Below are 20611 nucleotides of genomic sequence, written 5' to 3'. Positions count from 1 at the left end.
ATCCAGCAATATAGTAACTTCTATGGTCGCCTGCGATATTTCACATGTCGCTTATCTTAACTGAGCAAGAATAGATTTGAGTTTCTCAATCAACTCATCTTCTGTGTGGTCAGACTCTTTCTCATTGGCTAGGAAGGCAACCGCTTGAGCGAGAGCTTCTCGTGCTTGGTCGAGAACTTTCGCATCTACACTTGTAAGGTCGCTTTCTTGCAGAACCTTAGTCAATTCCTTGGTCAACTTCTTGAGTTCTGACTCTTTCTTACGACGCGCGATGAGGAAGAGAAGGAGACCAAGAAGGGCAAGTAGGCTGCCAATCATCGTACCATATGGAAGATGACCTTGCTCTTTCCTTGTTTCTTTCGTTTCTTCTTCATCCTTAGTCGCTTGCTTGCCTTTCAAGGATTCGAGGGCTTCTTTGACCTTAGCAGTCATCTCTTTCAAGCCTGCCTCTGTCAAGTCAGCATTTCTAAGGGCTTCTTGACCCTCTCCGAGAATAATCTTCGCAGCGTCGATGACAGATTGATCAATACCATCCAAATCTTTCAAACGAGTTTCCAGTTCTTCAACCAATCGAGCAAGTTCAGACTTGTCAACAGGACGAGTCTCGCTAGGAGTTGCTGTATCGCCTGAATTGTTTGGAGTGTTTGTAGAAACTGGTGTTTCTTGAGCTGGAGTACTTGCTTGAGCCTGCCCAACAGTAGATGATGGAGTAGCAGGGGTGGTGTTGCTACTATCGTCTGTCGTCACACTAGGGACTGGAGTGTTGCCACTGTTACCTGGTGTCACACTGTTGCTATTGCTGTCAGCAGGGGTGGTAGTACCGCCGTTGTTCGTGTTAGCACCGTTATCGGCATTAGTACCGCTGTTGGTGTTAGCACTGTCGTCAGGACGTGGAGTTGGATTTGGACGAGGAGCAGGCTGTGGGTTGATGTTATCGATAGCTGTATTGCCATTATTCTTCGCTTCTTCTACCTTATCGTTAGTTGTCGCGTCGTCAATAGCTTTCTTAGCGTCTTTTGCTGCTGTATCAACATCAGATTTCGCTTTGTCCTTCTCTTCTTTCGTCAAGTCGGTACGCTTATCAATCTCAGCTTTCTTAGTCTCAGCCGCTTTGTCGATTTCTTTCTTAGCTTCAGATTTCTTATCGCCAGTTGGGTTGATGTTATCGATAGCTGTATTGCCATTATTCTTCGCTTCTTCTACCTTATCGTTAGTTGTCGCGTCGTCAATAGCTTTCTTAGCGTCTTTTGCTGCTGTATCAACATCAGATTTCGCTTTGTCCTTCTCTTCTTTCGTCAAGTCGGTACGCTTATCAATCTCAGCTTTCTTAGTCTCAGCCGCTTTGTCGATTTCTTTCTTAGCTTCAGATTTCTTATCGCCAGTTGGGTTGATGTTATCGATAGCTGTATTGCCATTATTCTTCGCTTCTTCTACCTTATCGTTAGTTGTCGCGTCGTCAATAGCTTTCTTAGCGTCTTTTGCTGCTGTATCAACATCAGATTTCGCTTTGTCCTTCTCTTCTTTCGTCAAGTCGGTACGCTTATCAATCTCAGCTTTCTTAGTCTCAGCCGCTTTGTCGATTTCTTTCTTAGCTTCAGATTTCTTATCGCCAGTTGGGTTGATGTTATCGATAGCTGTATTGCCATTATTCTTCGCTTCTTCTACCTTATCGTTAGTTGTCGCGTCGTCAATAGCTTTCTTAGCGTCTTTTGCTGCTGTATCAACATCAGATTTCGCTTTGTCCTTCTCTTCTTTCGTCAAGTCGGTACGCTTATCAATCTCAGCTTTCTTAGTCTCAGCCGCTTTGTCGATAGTCCCTTTAGAAGCATCTGTGACTTTATATTTCACTGGTACATTTTCCGTACTACCATCTTCATATGTCACTGTAAGTTCAATATCATGGAAACCATCTGTTGTAGGATAACTTGTTCCATCTTTCAGATTAACAGTCTGTTTGTGTTCAGCATTTACAGCGTTTAACAAATCATTATCTGTAACATTTTGTTTGTATGGTTTGACTAGTGTATTTGTAGTCACTGTATGCTCTGTCGGAGTGATACTTGCACTTGATGCCTGACTGGTTGTAGCGTCGCTTCCCTTCGTTGCGCTGACACTTACAGCTTGACCAGCTGTGTAGCTTGATGGTTTCAAGCGTAACGTACCGTTATCTAATAGACTCGCATCACCACTTGTTACCGTCCAGCCTGTCGCTCCTTTGCTGAGATCAACTGTTTGACTTGCACCTTGCTTATCTGTATAAGTCAAGCGTGCTTTATCCGCAGTGTCTGGTAAGCCGATTTCAACATCACCATTTTGCCATTGTTTGGTTGTGGCTGCTGTCGGTGTTGCTTCTTTAGCTTGGACTGTAACTTCTACATCTTCTGTAGAGTCATCGTCATAAGTGACGGTCACTCCCACAGTTTGACTGGTTCCTGCTGCTACTGTTGGAAGAGCTGCTTTAGCTACCGCAGTTTTCTTATGCTCTGCTGTTACGGCATTGCTAATAGAATCTGCTGTTGGCTTGCTATCTGCTTCTACCGTAATGGTGCTAACAGTTGGCTGCGTATGACTTGGAACAGTTATAGTCGCTTCGCGTGCCGCGCTGACATCTGTGCCAGTTCCGGCTGTTGCTTGAGCTGTGATAGACTTACCACTGCTTGCTGTTCCTTGTTTAACAGTTGCCTTGCCATCTTTAACTGTGATTGGGCTATCCGCTGGTGCACTCCAGTTGCCATCTGCTCCCTTGGTAAGTTCTACTGTCTTCGTAACCGTATCACTTTCTGGGTAGTTGATCACGACTTTATCCGCATCAGCTGGTAATGGAATCACAACATCCCCATTTTGTTTACTTTCTGGAGTAAAGGTTGATGGTTGAGCTGTCTTCACTTTACCAGTGGATGGCTTACTTTCCATGTCTTGTGCTTTGGCTTGTACCGTTACCTCAGTTCCGGCTGTAGCTGTCTTGGCTTTCAAGACTGGTTTGCCATCTGTGCCTACTTCAAATCCTTCTGGAACTTGCCAACCTTGGTCAGTCTTAGTAAGGGTCACTTTCGTTGACGCTTGACTGCCTGCTGGCGTGTAGGTTACTTCAAGACTTGTCGCGTCACTTGGAGCTTCTATTTGGACGCCACTATCAATTTGCGGAGTCACAACTGGACTGTTCAGTAAGCCCACTGCCTTGTGGTCAGCTGCTTCTGATGGATCTGATAAAGCTGATTTTTGAGTAGCTTTTACGATGCTACCTGCCTGAGCTGTATTGGCCTGCATCACAATCTTGTTACCAGTTGTCACGACTGTTCCGATAGCGACATTATCTGTCTTCGTCCAATCCCCATTAGTTGCCTTATCAAAGGTTAACTTACGAGTATTGCCAGCCGCATCCACATAGTCTACTTCTGCATGAGTTGCCTTGTCATCCAATTCAACTTCAATGCCGTAGTCTGCGTTTTGACTAATCGTTGGTTTACCCAAGCGTGGCGCTTTGGCATCTGCACTATCACTTGACTGACTTGTAAAGTCTTTACCGTCAATTGTCGTGATACCTTTGGCTGTGACACCTGTGCCATCTTTCACCTTGTCCGCTGGCACCGTAATCTGGCTGCCGTCTGGGTTAATCGTGATACCACTGTCTGCTGGCGCTGTCCAGCTTCCATCTTGGTTCTTCGTAACCTCTACGGTTGTTGGAGCGTCTTGTCCTTCTGGAGTGTATGTCACTTCAACTTTCGTTGTTTCCTCTGGAATTGTCACACCAACTGTTCCGTCTGTATTTGGAGTCACAACTGGTTTGTCTGGGACAACTGTAATCGTCACCGGTGTTTCTACTTCCTTACCTCGAAGCTCAGCCGGTACGTCATCGCCCTTACCATAAGTGGTCACAACTGTCTTCGTCACTTCTCCTACATGGTCGGTACTTGGTTTATCTCCATCCTTCCATGCATGAGTCGTACCATTAGGGAAGCCTTCTGTGTTTGGTGCTGGTTTCACATAGTCAGAAGCGGCTTCTGAAAGCGTGCTACCTTTATGCGCATCAATACCTGGAGTTGGGTTCTCTGCCACTGCGTACACTGTTGGTGTCACGTATTGAGTCGTAACGTCTGATACCGCTACACCATCACTTGGGTAAGTGACTTGGATACGTGGAAGAGTTTTGCCGACTTCTACCTTAGCTGGTTGGTTTTCCCAACTCAAACCATTGTTGCCGTCTGCTGTTACATACTTGCTCAAGTCATCATTTGTAATATCTTGACCATTTGTTCTTATGACAGCTTTGGCGCTTGGTTGCGCTAAAGTAGTGAAGGTGAAGTTGACCTCTTGCTCATTCGTTTGACCTGCTAGGCGCACTAGAAGGGTTTCTGTTCGTGTGCCTGCCTCTGCCGTTTTTCTAGTCGCATCTTGGTTCTTCCAGCGGCCTGTTGCGCCTGTGAAGTCCGTAGTTGCGTCTGAACGACGGAGTAACTTAGCTAGAGTGGCTTCGTTCAAGTTATCCAACTCAGTAAGAGTGCCTGTTCCCTTCATGGTTTGGATGCTGCCTTTAGCACTTAGAGTGATGAAGGTTGAGGCTTTGGCAGTACTTGCATCTGATTCAACGCGTTCAGTTGCTTCGGTTGGTTTGTAAACCGCTTTGGCTGTGATGTTGGTTGATGTTGGGATGTCCTGGGTCATCGTTAGATCAACTGTCGTTAGATCACTGTAACGAGTCGTACCAGCTTTCGGTACATCTACAGAACCAATTTTCGTATCGCCATTGTAGAGCTCAACAGTGGTTCCTGGTGTCGCATTCTCAATATGGATGGTTTTTCTTGTGCCGGCGCTTCCTGTCAAGTCAGTCGTAATACTTGGAGTCGCTGGTTTGGTCACAAAGGTGATTTCCTGTGTTTCTTCTGCCAGATTTTCATCTTTCGTATTACCACCGTCTACTTGTGGGTAGTAAACTTTAACCTTGTTGGTCTTCTTACCAAGCCAGTCATCGTTGACTTTACCCCAAGTGCCTGAACCATAGGCCTTATTAGCTGTCTCATCTGTTTGCCATGTGTACTCTGTGCCTTGTGGAAGGTCTGGTCCATTTTCTGCTTTCTTCACATAAGCGCTAGCTTCTGTTGAGGCAAAGGTTGAACCAATCGTACGCACGACTTCTGTTTCCTTGGCTACTGCATGATAAGTTGGAAGGGCTACTTCTAGCGTTTGAACCGTCTTACCTGCCGCATTGTCTGCTGGGTATTCTACCTCGATACGTCCCACATTGCTTGCGGACGCTGTTGCGATACCTGGTGCAGTGCCACCTTGCCAACGAACTGTTACGCCTGCTGGTTTAGCCACTGTTTGGTTGCCATCTTTGAAGACGACATATGTCTCTGCGTCAGCTCCATGTGACAAGGTACCTTGTTTATTGTTATAGCCGTTCGGACTAGCTAGAGCTACCGTTGGATAAACATGCACTGGAATCGTCACTTCTGTGCTTCCTGAGCCTGGAATAGTAACAGTCGCTTTGTAAGTCGCATCACCCACACGGCTGTAGTCTGGAGTTTCCTTCCATTCTACTGTTGAGCCTGCTGGAAGAGCTGTATCATCCTTATATTGAAGTCGATCTGTCAATGCGTCTGTTGGGGTTGCTCCCTTAATCAAGTGGTAGTCTTTGGCTTTTAGACCTTCTGTTACCTTCAAGCTTGTGCCGTAGTCTGATGCTGTTCGTTCAGCCGCTACGGTTGGTTTGTAGATACTGCGAACCGCGATCGGCATGTCCTTCGTCAAGCTCTTACCTGGTGCTAGGTTAATCGCTACTCCATCTTTGAGCGTAAAGTCACCATCTTTTGGCACATCTGTGCGTCCCAATTCGATTGGGTTAGTTGGATCGGTCATGTCATAGAGGGCTACCGTGGTACCACTATTCACGCCATTCACTGTAACGCTGCCCGCATCTTTCTTACCGACTGCACTTACAAGACTTGGAGTGCTTGGTTTGACAGTATATGGAATCTGAATGGTTTCTTCACTCGTATCACCATAAACAAGCTTAGCTGAGATTTGGTGTTTACCTAAATCTGTAGGGACTGTGCCTACTGCTTCCACGTGATCTTTGCCTGTCGCTGTTACAGCACCTGTGAGGTCTGTTGCCTCTACGGCTTCACCTTTCACCTTGGTGATTGAAGCGATGTCCACAGTATGTGCTGTCGGAGTGATACTTGCACTTGATGCCTGACTGGTTGTAGCGTCGCTTCCCTTGGTTGCGCTGACACTTACTGCTTGACCAGCTGTGTAGCTTGATGGTTTCAAGCGTAACGTACCGTTAGCTAATAGACTCGCATCACCGCTTGTTACCGTCCAGCCTGTCGCTCCTTTGCTGAGATCAACTGTTTGACTTGCACCTTGCTTATCTGTATAAGTCAAGCGTGCTTTATCCGCAGTGTCTGGTAAGCCGATTTCAACATCACCATTTTGCCATTGTTTGGTTGTGGCTGCTGTCGGTGTTGCTTCTTTAGCTTGGACTGTAACTTCTACATCTTCTGTAGAGTCATCGTCATAAGTGACGGTCACTCCCACAGTTTGACTGGTTCCTGCTGCTACTGTTGGAAGAGCTGCTTTAGCTACCGCAGTTTTCTTATGCTCTGCTGTTACGGCATTGCTAATAGAATCTGCTGTTGGCTTGCTATCTGCTTCTACCGTAATGGTGCTAACAGTTGGCTGCGTATGACTTGGAACAGTTATAGTCGCTTCGCGTGCCGCGCTGACATCTGTGCCAGTTCCGGCTGTTGCTTGAGCTGTGATAGACTTACCACTGCTTGCTGTTCCTTGTTTAACAGTTGCCTTGCCATCTTTAACTGTGATTGGGCTATCCGCTGGTGCACTCCAGTTGCCATCTGCTCCCTTGGTAAGTTCTACTGTCTTCGTAACCGTATCACTTTCTGGGTAGTTGATCACGACTTTATCCGCATCAGCTGGTAATGGAATCACAACATCCCCATTTTGTTTACTTTCTGGAGTAAAGGTTGATGGTTGAGCTGTCTTCACTTTACCAGTGGATGGCTTACTTTCCATGTCTTGTGCTTTGGCTTGTACCGTTACCTCAGTTCCGGCTGTAGCTGTCTTGGCTTTCAAGACTGGTTTGCCATCTGTGCCTACTTCAAATCCTTCTGGAACTTGCCAACCTTGGTCAGTCTTAGTAAGGGTCACTTTCGTTGACGCTTGACTGCCTGCTGGCGTGTAGGTTACTTCAAGACTTGTCGCGTCACTTGGAGCTTCTATTTGGACGCCACTATCAATTTGCGGAGTCACAACTGGACTGTTCAGTAAGCCCACTGCCTTGTGGTCAGCTGCTTCTGATGGATCTGATAAAGCTGATTTTTGAGTAGCTTTTACGATGCTACCTGCCTGAGCTGTATTGGCCTGCATCACAATCTTGTTACCAGTTGTCACGACTGTTCCGATAGCGACATTATCTGTCTTCGTCCAATCCCCATTAGTTGCCTTATCAAAGGTTAACTTACGAGTATTGCCAGCCGCATCCACATAGTCTACTTCTGCATGAGTTGCCTTGTCATCCAATTCAACTTCAATGCCGTAGTCTGCGTTTTGACTAATCGTTGGTTTACCCAAGCGTGGCGCTTTGGCATCTGCACTATCACTTGACTGACTTGTAAAGTCTTTACCGTCAATTGTCGTGATACCTTTGGCTGTGACACCTGTGCCATCTTTCACCTTGTCCGCTGGCACCGTAATCTGGCTGCCGTCTGGGTTAATCGTGATACCACTGTCTGCTGGCGCTGTCCAGCTTCCATCTTGGTTCTTCGTAACCTCTACGGTTGTTGGAGCGTCTTGTCCTTCTGGAGTGTATGTCACTTCAACTTTCGTTGTTTCCTCTGGAATTGTCACACCAACTGTTCCGTCTGTATTTGGAGTCACAACTGGTTTGTCTGGGACAACTGTAATCGTCACCGGTGTTTCTACTTCCTTACCTCGAAGCTCAGCCGGTACGTCATCGCCCTTACCATAAGTGGTCACAACTGTCTTCGTCACTTCTCCTACATGGTCGGTACTTGGTTTATCTCCATCCTTCCATGCATGAGTCGTACCATTAGGGAAGCCTTCTGTGTTTGGTGCTGGTTTCACATAGTCAGAAGCGGCTTCTGAAAGCGTGCTACCTTTATGCGCATCAATACCTGGAGTTGGGTTCTCTGCCACTGCGTACACTGTTGGTGTCACGTATTGAGTCGTAACGTCTGATACCGCTACACCATCACTTGGGTAAGTGACTTGGATACGTGGAAGAGTTTTGCCGACTTCTACCTTAGCTGGTTGGTTTTCCCAACTCAAACCATTGTTGCCGTCTGCTGTTACATACTTGCTCAAGTCATCATTTGTAATATCTTGACCATTTGTTCTTATGACAGCTTTGGCGCTTGGTTGCGCTAAAGTAGTGAAGGTGAAGTTGACCTCTTGCTCATTCGTTTGACCTGCTAGGCGCACTAGAAGGGTTTCTGTTCGTGTGCCTGCCTCTGCCGTTTTTCTAGTCGCATCTTGGTTCTTCCAGCGGCCTGTTGCGCCTGTGAAGTCCGTAGTTGCGTCTGAACGACGGAGTAACTTAGCTAGAGTGGCTTCGTTCAAGTTATCCAACTCAGTAAGAGTGCCTGTTCCCTTCATGGTTTGGATGCTGCCTTTAGCACTTAGAGTGATGAAGGTTGAGGCTTTGGCAGTACTTGCATCTGATTCAACGCGTTCAGTTGCTTCGGTTGGTTTGTAAACCGCTTTGGCTGTGATGTTGGTTGATGTTGGGATGTCCTGGGTCATCGTTAGATCAACTGTCGTTAGATCACTGTAACGAGTCGTACCAGCTTTCGGTACATCTACAGAACCAATTTTCGTATCGCCATTGTAGAGCTCAACAGTGGTTCCTGGTGTCGCATTCTCAATATGGATGGTTTTTCTTGTGCCGGCGCTTCCTGTCAAGTCAGTCGTAATACTTGGAGTCGCTGGTTTGGTCACAAAGGTGATTTCCTGTGTTTCTTCTGCCAGATTTTCATCTTTCGTATTACCACCGTCTACTTGTGGGTAGTAAACTTTAACCTTGTTGGTCTTCTTACCAAGCCAGTCATCGTTGACTTTACCCCAAGTGCCTGAACCATAGGCCTTATTAGCTGTCTCATCTGTTTGCCATGTGTACTCTGTGCCTTGTGGAAGGTCTGGTCCATTTTCTGCTTTCTTCACATAAGCGCTAGCTTCTGTTGAGGCAAAGGTTGAACCAATCGTACGCACGACTTCTGTTTCCTTGGCTACTGCATGATAAGTTGGAAGGGCTACTTCTAGCGTTTGAACCGTCTTACCTGCCGCATTGTCTGCTGGGTATTCTACCTCGATACGTCCCACATTGCTTGCGGACGCTGTTGCGATACCTGGTGCAGTGCCACCTTGCCAACGAACTGTTACGCCTGCTGGTTTAGCCACTGTTTGGTTGCCATCTTTGAAGACGACATATGTCTCTGCGTCAGCTCCATGTGACAAGGTACCTTGTTTATTGTTATAGCCGTTCGGACTAGCTAGAGCTACCGTTGGATAAACATGCACTGGAATCGTCACTTCTGTGCTTCCTGAGCCTGGAATAGTAACAGTCGCTTTGTAAGTCGCATCACCCACACGGCTGTAGTCTGGAGTTTCCTTCCATTCTACTGTTGAGCCTGCTGGAAGAGCTGTATCATCCTTATATTGAAGTCGATCTGTCAATGCGTCTGTTGGGGTTGCTCCCTTAATCAAGTGGTAGTCTTTGGCTTTTAGACCTTCTGTTACCTTCAAGCTTGTGCCGTAGTCTGATGCTGTTCGTTCAGCCGCTACGGTTGGTTTGTAGATACTGCGAACCGCGATCGGCATGTCCTTCGTCAAGCTCTTACCTGGTGCTAGGTTAATCGCTACTCCATCTTTGAGCGTAAAGTCACCATCTTTTGGCACATCTGTGCGTCCCAATTCGATTGGGTTAGTTGGATCGGTCATGTCATAGAGGGCTACCGTGGTACCACTATTCACGCCATTCACTGTAACGCTGCCCGCATCTTTCTTACCGACTGCACTTACAAGACTTGGAGTGCTTGGTTTGACAGTATATGGAATCTGAATGGTTTCTTCACTCGTATCACCATAAACAAGCTTAGCTGAGATTTGGTGTTTACCTAAATCTGTAGGGACTGTGCCTACTGCTTCCACGTGATCTTTGCCTGTCGCTGTTACAGCACCTGTGAGGTCTGTTGCCTCTACGGCTTCACCTTTCACCTTGGTGATTGAAGCGATGTCCACAGTATGTGCTGTCGGAGTGATACTTGCACTTGATGCCTGACTGGTTGTAGCGTCGCTTCCCTTGGTTGCGCTGACACTTACTGCTTGACCAGCTGTGTAGCTTGATGGTTTCAAGCGTAACGTACCGTTAGCTAATAGACTCGCATCACCGCTTGTTACCGTCCAGCCTGTCGCTCCTTTGCTGAGATCAACTGTTTGACTTGCACCTTGCTTATCTGTATAAGTCAAGCGTGCTTTATCCGCAGTGTCTGGTAAGCCGATTTCAACATCACCATTTTGCCATTGTTTGGTTGTGGCTGCTGTCGGTGTTGCTTCTTTAGCTTGGACTGTAACTTCTACATCTTCTGTAGAGTCATCGTCATAAGTGACGGTCACTCCCACAGTTTGACTGGTTCCTGCTGCTACTGTTGGAAGAGCTGCTTTAGCTACCGCAGTTTTCTTATGCTCTGCTGTTACGGCATTGCTAATAGAATCTGCTGTTGGCTTGCTATCTGCTTCTACCGTAATGGTGCTAACAGTTGGCTGCGTATGACTTGGAACAGTTATAGTCGCTTCGCGTGCCGCGCTGACATCTGTGCCAGTTCCGGCTGTTGCTTGAGCTGTGATAGACTTACCACTGCTTGCTGTTCCTTGTTTAACAGTTGCCTTGCCATCTTTAACTGTGATTGGGCTATCCGCTGGTGCACTCCAGTTGCCATCTGCTCCCTTGGTAAGTTCTACTGTCTTCGTAACCGTATCACTTTCTGGGTAGTTGATCACGACTTTATCCGCATCAGCTGGTAATGGAATCACAACATCCCCATTTTGTTTACTTTCTGGAGTAAAGGTTGATGGTTGAGCTGTCTTCACTTTACCAGTGGATGGCTTACTTTCCATGTCTTGTGCTTTGGCTTGTACCGTTACCTCAGTTCCGGCTGTAGCTGTCTTGGCTTTCAAGACTGGTTTGCCATCTGTGCCTACTTCAAATCCTTCTGGAACTTGCCAACCTTGGTCAGTCTTAGTAAGGGTCACTTTCGTTGACGCTTGACTGCCTGCTGGCGTGTAGGTTACTTCAAGACTTGTCGCGTCACTTGGAGCTTCTATTTGGACGCCACTATCAATTTGCGGAGTCACAACTGGACTGTTCAGTAAGCCCACTGCCTTGTGGTCAGCTGCTTCTGATGGATCTGATAAAGCTGATTTTTGAGTAGCTTTTACGATGCTACCTGCCTGAGCTGTATTGGCCTGCATCACAATCTTGTTACCAGTTGTCACGACTGTTCCGATAGCGACATTATCTGTCTTCGTCCAATCCCCATTAGTTGCCTTATCAAAGGTTAACTTACGAGTATTGCCAGCCGCATCCACATAGTCTACTTCTGCATGAGTTGCCTTGTCATCCAATTCAACTTCAATGCCGTAGTCTGCGTTTTGACTAATCGTTGGTTTACCCAAGCGTGGCGCTTTGGCATCTGCACTATCACTTGACTGACTTGTAAAGTCTTTACCGTCAATTGTCGTGATACCTTTGGCTGTGACACCTGTGCCATCTTTCACCTTGTCCGCTGGCACCGTAATCTGGCTGCCGTCTGGGTTAATCGTGATACCACTGTCTGCTGGCGCTGTCCAGCTTCCATCTTGGTTCTTCGTAACCTCTACGGTTGTTGGAGCGTCTTGTCCTTCTGGAGTGTATGTCACTTCAACTTTCGTTGTTTCCTCTGGAATTGTCACACCAACTGTTCCGTCTGTATTTGGAGTCACAACTGGTTTGTCTGGGACAACTGTAATCGTCACCGGTGTTTCTACTTCCTTACCTCGAAGCTCAGCCGGTACGTCATCGCCCTTACCATAAGTGGTCACAACTGTCTTCGTCACTTCTCCTACATGGTCGGTACTTGGTTTATCTCCATCCTTCCATGCATGAGTCGTACCATTAGGGAAGCCTTCTGTGTTTGGTGCTGGTTTCACATAGTCAGAAGCGGCTTCTGAAAGCGTGCTACCTTTATGCGCATCAATACCTGGAGTTGGGTTCTCTGCCACTGCGTACACTGTTGGTGTCACGTATTGAGTCGTAACGTCTGATACCGCTACACCATCACTTGGGTAAGTGACTTGGATACGTGGAAGAGTTTTGCCGACTTCTACCTTAGCTGGTTGGTTTTCCCAACTCAAACCATTGTTGCCGTCTGCTGTTACATACTTGCTCAAGTCATCATTTGTAATATCTTGACCATTTGTTCTTATGACAGCTTTGGCGCTTGGTTGCGCTAAAGTAGTGAAGGTGAAGTTGACCTCTTGCTCATTCGTTTGACCTGCTAGGCGCACTAGAAGGGTTTCTGTTCGTGTGCCTGCCTCTGCCGTTTTTCTAGTCGCATCTTGGTTCTTCCAGCGGCCTGTTGCGCCTGTGAAGTCCGTAGTTGCGTCTGAACGACGGAGTAACTTAGCTAGAGTGGCTTCGTTCAAGTTATCCAACTCAGTAAGAGTGCCTGTTCCCTTCATGGTTTGGATGCTGCCTTTAGCACTTAGAGTGATGAAGGTTGAGGCTTTGGCAGTACTTGCATCTGATTCAACGCGTTCAGTTGCTTCGGTTGGTTTGTAAACCGCTTTGGCTGTGATGTTGGTTGATGTTGGGATGTCCTGGGTCATCGTTAGATCAACTGTCGTTAGATCACTGTAACGAGTCGTACCAGCTTTCGGTACATCTACAGAACCAATTTTCGTATCGCCATTGTAGAGCTCAACAGTGGTTCCTGGTGTCGCATTCTCAATATGGATGGTTTTTCTTGTGCCGGCGCTTCCTGTCAAGTCAGTCGTAATACTTGGAGTCGCTGGTTTGGTCACAAAGGTGATTTCCTGTGTTTCTTCTGCCAGATTTTCATCTTTCGTATTACCACCGTCTACTTGTGGGTAGTAAACTTTAACCTTGTTGGTCTTCTTACCAAGCCAGTCATCGTTGACTTTACCCCAAGTGCCTGAACCATAGGCCTTATTAGCTGTCTCATCTGTTTGCCATGTGTACTCTGTGCCTTGTGGAAGGTCTGGTCCATTTTCTGCTTTCTTCACATAAGCGCTAGCTTCTGTTGAGGCAAAGGTTGAACCAATCGTACGCACGACTTCTGTTTCCTTGGCTACTGCATGATAAGTTGGAAGGGCTACTTCTAGCGTTTGAACCGTCTTACCTGCCGCATTGTCTGCTGGGTATTCTACCTCGATACGTCCCACATTGCTTGCGGACGCTGTTGCGATACCTGGTGCAGTGCCACCTTGCCAACGAACTGTTACGCCTGCTGGTTTAGCCACTGTTTGGTTGCCATCTTTGAAGACGACATATGTCTCTGCGTCAGCTCCATGTGACAAGGTACCTTGTTTATTGTTATAGCCGTTCGGACTAGCTAGAGCTACCGTTGGATAAACATGCACTGGAATCGTCACTTCTGTGCTTCCTGAGCCTGGAATAGTAACAGTCGCTTTGTAAGTCGCATCACCCACACGGCTGTAGTCTGGAGTTTCCTTCCATTCTACTGTTGAGCCTGCTGGAAGAGCTGTATCATCCTTATATTGAAGTCGATCTGTCAATGCGTCTGTTGGGGTTGCTCCCTTAATCAAGTGGTAGTCTTTGGCTTTTAGACCTTCTGTTACCTTCAAGCTTGTGCCGTAGTCTGATGCTGTTCGTTCAGCCGCTACGGTTGGTTTGTAGATACTGCGAACCGCGATCGGCATGTCCTTCGTCAAGCTCTTACCTGGTGCTAGGTTAATCGCTACTCCATCTTTGAGCGTAAAGTCACCATCTTTTGGCACATCTGTGCGTCCCAATTCGATTGGGTTAGTTGGATCGGTCATGTCATAGAGGGCTACCGTGGTACCACTATTCACGCCATTCACTGTAACGCTGCCCGCATCTTTCTTACCGACTGCACTTACAAGACTTGGAGTGCTTGGTTTGACAGTATATGGAATCTGAATGGTTTCTTCACTCGTATCACCATAAACAAGCTTAGCTGAGATTTGGTGTTTACCTAAATCTGTAGGGACTGTGCCTACTGCTTCCACGTGATCTTTGCCTGTCGCTGTTACAGCACCTGTGAGGTCTGTTGCCTCTACGGCTTCACCTTTCACCTTGGTGATTGAAGCGATGTCCACAGTATGTGCTGTCGGAGTGATACTTGCACTTGATGCCTGACTGGTTGTAGCGTCGCTTCCCTTGGTTGCGCTGACACTTACTGCTTGACCAGCTGTGTAGCTTGATGGTTTCAAGCGTAACGTACCGTTAGCTAATAGACTCGCATCACCGCTTGTTACCGTCCAGCCTGTCGCTCCTTTGCTGAGATCAACTGTTTGACTTGCACCTTGCTTATCTGTATAAGTCAAGCGTGCTTTATCCGCAGTGTCTGGTAAGCCGATTTCAACATCACCATTTTGCCATTGTTTGGTTGTGGCTGCTGTCGGTGTTGCTTCTTTAGCTTGGACTGTAACTTCTACATCTTCTGTAGAGTCATCGTCATAAGTGACGGTCACTCCCACAGTTTGACTGGTTCCTGCTGCTACTGTTGGAAGAGCTGCTTTAGCTACCGCAGTTTTCTTATGCTCTGCTGTTACGGCATTGCTAATAGAATCTGCTGTTGGCTTGCTATCTGCTTCTACCGTAATGGTGCTAACAGTTGGCTGCGTATGACTTGGAACAGTTATAGTCGCTTCGCGTGCCGCGCTGACATCTGTGCCAGTTCCGGCTGTTGCTTGAGCTGTGATAGACTTACCACTGCTTGCTGTTCCTTGTTTAACAGTTGCCTTGCCATCTTTAACTGTGATTGGGCTATCCGCTGGTGCACTCCAGTTGCCATCTGCTCCCTTGGTAAGTTCTACTGTCTTCGTAACCGTATCACTTTCTGGGTAGTTGATCACGACTTTATCCGCATCAGCTGGTAATGGAATCACAACATCCCCATTTTGTTTACTTTCTGGAGTAAAGGTTGATGGTTGAGCTGTCTTCACTTTACCAGTGGATGGCTTACTTTCCATGTCTTGTGCTTTGGCTTGTACCGTTACCTCAGTTCCGGCTGTAGCTGTCTTGGCTTTCAAGACTGGTTTGCCATCTGTGCCTACTTCAAATCCTTCTGGAACTTGCCAACCTTGGTCAGTCTTAGTAAGGGTCACTTTCGTTGACGCTTGACTGCCTGCTGGCGTGTAGGTTACTTCAAGACTTGTCGCGTCACTTGGAGCTTCTATTTGGACGCCACTATCAATTTGCGGAGTCACAACTGGACTGTTCAGTAAGCCCACTGCCTTGTGGTCAGCTGCTTCTGATGGATCTGATAAAGCTGATTTTTGAGTAGCTTTTACGATGCTACCTGCCTGAGCTGTATTGGCCTGCATCACAATCTTGTTACCAGTTGTCACGACTGTTCCGATAGCGACATTATCTGTCTTCGTCCAATCCCCATTAGTTGCCTTATCAAAGGTTAACTTACGAGTATTGCCAGCCGCATCCACATAGTCTACTTCTGCATGAGTTGCCTTGTCATCCAATTCAACTTCAATGCCGTAGTCTGCGTTTTGACTAATCGTTGGTTTACCCAAGCGTGGCGCTTTGGCATCTGCACTATCACTTGACTGACTTGTAAAGTCTTTACCGTCAATTGTCGTGATACCTTTGGCTGTGACACCTGTGCCATCTTTCACCTTGTCCGCTGGCACCGTAATCTGGCTGCCGTCTGGGTTAATCGTGATACCACTGTCTGCTGGCGCTGTCCAGCTTCCATCTTGGTTCTTCGTAACCTCTACGGTTGTTGGAGCGTCTTGTCCTTCTGGAGTGTATGTCACTTCAACTTTCGTTGTTTCCTCTGGAATTGTCACACCAACTGTTCCGTCTGTATTTGGAGTCACAACTGGTTTGTCTGGGACAACTGTAATCGTCACCGGTGTTTCTACTTCCTTACCTCGAAGCTCAGCCGGTACGTCATCGCCCTTACCATAAGTGGTCACAACTGTCTTCGTCACTTCTCCTACATGGTCGGTACTTGGTTTATCTCCATCCTTCCATGCATGAGTCGTACCATTAGGGAAGCCTTCTGTGTTTGGTGCTGGTTTCACATAGTCAGAAGCGGCTTCTGAAAGCGTGCTACCTTTATGCGCATCAATACCTGGAGTTGGGTTCTCTGCCACTGCGTACACTGTTGGTGTCACGTATTGAGTCGTAACGTCTGATACCGCTACACCATCACTTGGGTAAGTGACTTGGATACGTGGAAGAGTTTTGCCGACTTCTACCTTAGCTGGTTGGTTTTCCCAACTCAAACCATTGTTGCCGTCTGCTGTTACATACTTGCTCAAGTCATCATTTGTAATATCTTGACCATTTGTTCTTATGACAGCTTTGGCGCTTGGTTGCGCTAAAGTAGTGAAGGTGAAGTTGACCTCTTGCTCATTCGTTTGACCTGCTAGGCGCACTAGAAGGGTTTCTGTTCGTGTGCCTGCCTCTGCCGTTTTTCTAGTCGCATCTTGGTTCTTCCAGCGGCCTGTTGCGCCTGTGAAGTCCGTAGTTGCGTCTGAACGACGGAGTAACTTAGCTAGAGTGGCTTCGTTCAAGTTATCCAACTCAGTAAGAGTGCCTGTTCCCTTCATGGTTTGGATGCTGCCTTTAGCACTTAGAGTGATGAAGGTTGAGGCTTTGGCAGTACTTGCATCTGATTCAACGCGTTCAGTTGCTTCGGTTGGTTTGTAAACCGCTTTGGCTGTGATGTTGGTTGATGTTGGGATGTCCTGGGTCATCGTTAGATCAACTGTCGTTAGATCACTGTAACGAGTCGTACCAGCTTTCGGTACATCTACAGAACCAATTTTCGTATCGCCATTGTAGAGCTCAACAGTGGTTCCTGGTGTCGCATTCTCAATATGGATGGTTTTTCTTGTGCCGGCGCTTCCTGTCAAGTCAGTCGTAATACTTGGAGTCGCTGGTTTGGTCACAAAGGTGATTTCCTGTGTTTCTTCTGCCAGATTTTCATCTTTCGTATTACCACCGTCTACTTGTGGGTAGTAAACTTTAACCTTGTTGGTCTTCTTACCAAGCCAGTCATCGTTGACTTTACCCCAAGTGCCTGAACCATAGGCCTTATTAGCTGTCTCATCTGTTTGCCATGTGTACTCTGTGCCTTGTGGAAGGTCTGGTCCATTTTCTGCTTTCTTCACATAAGCGCTAGCTTCTGTTGAGGCAAAGGTTGAACCAATCGTACGCACGACTTCTGTTTCCTTGGCTACTGCATGATAAGTTGGAAGGGCTACTTCTAGCGTTTGAACCGTCTTACCTGCCGCATTGTCTGCTGGGTATTCTACCTCGATACGTCCCACATTGCTTGCGGACGCTGTTGCGATACCTGGTGCAGTGCCACCTTGCCAACGAACTGTTACGCCTGCTGGTTTAGCCACTGTTTGGTTGCCATCTTTGAAGACGACATATGTCTCTGCGTCAGCTCCATGTGACAAGGTACCTTGTTTATTGTTATAGCCGTTCGGACTAGCTAGAGCTACCGTTGGATAAACATGCACTGGAATCGTCACTTCTGTGCTTCCTGAGCCTGGAATAGTAACAGTCGCTTTGTAAGTCGCATCACCCACACGGCTGTAGTCTGGAGTTTCCTTCCATTCTACTGTTGAGCCTGCTGGAAGAGCTGTATCATCCTTATATTGAAGTCGATCTGTCAATGCGTCTGTTGGGGTTGCTCCCTTAATCAAGTGGTAGTCTTTGGCTTTTAGACCTTCTGTTACCTTCAAGCTTGTGCCGTAGTCTGATGCTGTTCGTTCAGCCGCTACGGTTGGTTTGTAGATACTGCGAACCGCGATCGGCATGTCCTTCGTCAAGCTCTTACCTGGTGCTAGGTTAATCGCTACTCCATCTTTGAGCGTAAAGTCACCATCTTTTGGCACATCTGTGCGTCCCAATTCGATTGGGTTAGTTGGATCGGTCATGTCATAGAGGGCTACCGTGGTACCACTATTCACGCCATTCACTGTAACGCTGCCCGCATCTTTCTTACCGACTGCACTTACAAGACTTGGAGTGCTTGGTTTGACAGTATATGGAATCTGAATGGTTTCTTCACTCGTATCACCATAAACAAGCTTAGCTGAGATTTGGTGTTTACCTAAATCTGTAGGGACTGTGCCTACTGCTTCCACGTGATCTTTGCCTGTCGCTGTTACAGCACCTGTGAGGTCTGTTGCCTCTACGGCTTCACCTTTCACCTTGGTGATTGAAGCGATGTCCACAGTATGTGCTGTCGGAGTGATACTTGCACTTGATGCCTGACTGGTTGTAGCGTCGCTTCCCTTGGTTGCGCTGACACTTACTGCTTGACCAGCTGTGTAGCTTGATGGTTTCAAGCGTAACGTACCGTTAGCTAATAGACTCGCATCACCGCTTGTTACCGTCCAGCCTGTCGCTCCTTTGCTGAGATCAACTGTTTGACTTGCACCTTGCTTATCTGTATAAGTCAAGCGTGCTTTATCCGCAGTGTCTGGTAAGCCGATTTCAACATCACCATTTTGCCATTGTTTGGTTGTGGCTGCTGTCGGTGTTGCTTCTTTAGCTTGGACTGTAACTTCTACATCTTCTGTAGAGTCATCGTCATAAGTGACGGTCACTCCCACAGTTTGACTGGTTCCTGCTGCTACTGTTGGAAGAGCTGCTTTAGCTACCGCAGTTTTCTTATGCTCTGCTGTTACGGCATTGCTAATAGAATCTGCTGTTGGCTTGCTATCTGCTTCTACCGTAATGGTGCTAACAGTTGGCTGCGTATGACTTGGAACAGTTATAGTCGCTTCGCGTGCCGCGCTGACATCTGTGCCAGTTCCGGCTGTTGCTTGAGCTGTGATAGACTTACCACTGCTTGCTGTTCCTTGTTTAACAGTTGCCTTGCCATCTTTAACTGTGATTGGGCTATCCGCTGGTGCACTCCAGTTGCCATCTGCTCCCTTGGTAAGTTCTACTGTCTTCGTAACCGTATCACTTTCTGGGTAGTTGATCACGACTTTATCCGCATCAGCTGGTAATGGAATCACAACATCCCCATTTTGTTTACTTTCTGGAGTAAAGGTTGATGGTTGAGCTGTCTTCACTTTACCAGTGGATGGCTTACTTTCCATGTCTTGTGCTTTGGCTTGTACCGTTACCTCAGTTCCGGCTGTAGCTGTCTTGGCTTTCAAGACTGGTTTGCCATCTGTGCCTACTTCAAATCCTTCTGGAACTTGCCAACCTTGGTCAGTCTTAGTAAGGGTCACTTTCGTTGACGCTTGACTGCCTGCTGGCGTGTAGGTTACTTCAAGACTTGTCGCGTCACTTGGAGCTTCTATTTGGACGCCACTATCAATTTGCGGAGTCACAACTGGACTGTTCAGTAAGCCCACTGCCTTGTGGTCAGCTGCTTCTGATGGATCTGATAAAGCTGATTTTTGAGTAGCTTTTACGATGCTACCTGCCTGAGCTGTATTGGCCTGCATCACAATCTTGTTACCAGTTGTCACGACTGTTCCGATAGCGACATTATCTGTCTTCGTCCAATCCCCATTAGTTGCCTTATCAAAGGTTAACTTACGAGTATTGCCAGCCGCATCCACATAGTCTACTTCTGCATGAGTTGCCTTGTCATCCAATTCAACTTCAATGCCGTAGTCTGCGTTTTGACTAATCGTTGGTTTACCCAAGCGTGGCGCTTTGGCATCTGCACTATCACTTGACTGACTTGTAAAGTCTTTACCGTCAATTGTCGTGATACCTTTGGCTGTGACACCTGTGCCATCTTTCACCTTGTCCGCTGGCACCGTAATCTGGCTGCCGTCTGGGTTAATCGTGATACCACTGTCTGCTGGCGCTGTCCAGCTTCCATCTTGGTTCTTCGTAACCTCTACGGTTGTTGGAGCGTCTTGTCCTTCTGGAGTGTATGTCACTTCAACTTTCGTTGTTTCCTCTGGAATTGTCACACCAACTGTTCCGTCTGTATTTGGAGTCACAACTGGTTTGTCTGGGACAACTGTAATCGTCACCGGTGTTTCTACTTCCTTACCTCGAAGCTCAGCCGGTACGTCATCGCCCTTACCATAAGTGGTCACAACTGTCTTCGTCACTTCTCCTACATGGTCGGTACTTGGTTTATCTCCATCCTTCCATGCATGAGTCGTACCATTAGGGAAGCCTTCTGTGTTTGGTGCTGGTTTCACATAGTCAGAAGCGGCTTCTGAAAGCGTGCTACCTTTATGCGCATCAATACCTGGAGTTGGGTTCTCTGCCACTGCGTACACTGTTGGTGTCACGTATTGAGTCGTAACGTCTGATACCGCTACACCATCACTTGGGTAAGTGACTTGGATA

General features: G+C 47.2%; 1 protein-coding gene (cut by a window edge). It reads right to left on the bottom strand.

Translation table 11 applies throughout. The annotated features are described in order from the left end of the window. Positions 1-51 precede the first annotated feature (51 nt). Positions 52-20611 carry the 3' portion of a DUF1542 domain-containing protein gene (locus AC6I9F_RS03960; protein ID WP_498022925.1) on the bottom strand. The gene runs 12371 nt beyond the window's last position, so only the last 20560 of its 32931 coding nucleotides appear in the window; its start codon lies beyond the right edge, outside the window — the gene reads right to left on this strand; its stop codon occupies positions 52-54.

The organism is Streptococcus nakanonensis, from assembly GCF_059738785.1.
Note: the sequence above shows the minus strand (reverse complement) of the source record. Positions and strands in the feature narration are given on the sequence as shown.